At 67.1% G+C, this 1,165-nt stretch carries 1 protein-coding gene and 1 pseudogene; one reads left to right on the top strand and one right to left on the bottom strand.

Annotated features, from left to right (window positions below; translation table 11 throughout):
* A pseudogene (gene metX / locus RHBS_RS27905) lies at nt 1–796 on the top strand (homoserine O-acetyltransferase); the annotation flags it as partial.
* Between the two features lie 15 nt (nt 797–811).
* On the opposite strand, the gene RHBS_RS27900 reads toward metX, so the two are convergent.
* Nucleotides 812–1,129 (bottom strand): DUF3017 domain-containing protein, encoded by a 318-nt coding sequence (locus tag RHBS_RS27900; protein WP_121870377.1) that lies wholly within the window; start codon nt 1,127–1,129, stop codon nt 812–814.
* Between the last annotated feature and the right edge of the window lie 36 nt (nt 1,130–1,165).

Here is a 1,165-nt window from a genome sequence, read left to right as displayed (position 1 = left end):
AGCAGCGTCTCGCCCGACGGCACGCCCTACGGGTCTCGCTTCCCGGACATCTCCATCCGCGATCAGGTCGCTGCCGAGGCGGCCGTGGCCGACGTCCTCGGAATCGAGCGGTTCGCAGCCGTCGTCGGCGGCTCGATGGGCGGGATGCGCACCCTCGAATGGATCGTGGGCCATCCAGACCGAGTGGCGGCCGCGCTGGTCCTTGCGGTCGGTGCAAGGGCAACTGCCGACCAGATCGGTACCCAGACAACACAGATCGCCGCGATCAAGGCCGATCCAGGATGGCTGGGCGGCAATTACCACGACACCGGCACCTCGCCTACGGCCGGACTCGGCATCGCGCGGCGCATCGCGCACCTGACGTACCGAACCGAGAGCGAACTCGACATCAGGTTCGGAAACTCACCGCAGAACGACGAAGACCCGTGGGCCGGTGGCAGATACTCCGCACAGAGCTACCTCGAGCATCAGGCTGCCAAGCTCGTCAACCGGTTCGACGCTGCGACGTACGTCCTGCTCAGCGAGGCGATGAACCGCCACGATGTGGGCCGCGGCCGCGGCGGAGTGGCCGAAGCCCTCGCGTCCACAGCGGTTCCCACCATCGTCGGCGGAGTCGACTCCGATCGCCTGTATCCGCTTCGACTGCAGAAGGAGATCGCTCGCGAACTCCCCCCAGTGCCGCGGACTCGAAGTGATCCAGTCGCGTGACGGACACGACGGCTTCCTCACCGAGGCCGATTCGGTGGCGAAGCTGCTCGCCGAGACGATGGAGCTGGCCCGCCTGGGCCGGCGCTGACACCGACAGGCAAGGTCAGTCGGTTCCCAGCGGATCGATAGACAGCGACAGAAAGACGATTGCTCCGCCGACGCAGCCCAGCGCCAACACATCGAACACGCGGCTGCGCACTTGCAGTGTGCCGACACGTGTTTCGGGCAGGCACAGCCGCAGGACGGCCGCCAGCAGCGCTGCGCATCCGAAGATGAATGCGCCGCGCCGCCAGCGATCGGCCAGCACCAGAATCAACGCGGCAAGGACGACGACCGAGACTGCGACGATCGGTAGGTTTCGCGCGACTGCCGCGCGAAACCCCGCATCGGGCTCGCTTCGCGCATCCTCTGCATCGTTCACGTCCGGTTCGCTCAGCTCTCGGCGGCGACGCGCTCG

It is taken from the genome of Rhodococcus sp. BS-15, assembly GCF_000813105.1.
GTDB lineage: Bacteria > Actinomycetota > Actinomycetes > Mycobacteriales > Mycobacteriaceae > Rhodococcoides.
Note: the sequence above shows the minus strand (reverse complement) of the source record. Positions and strands in the feature narration are given on the sequence as shown.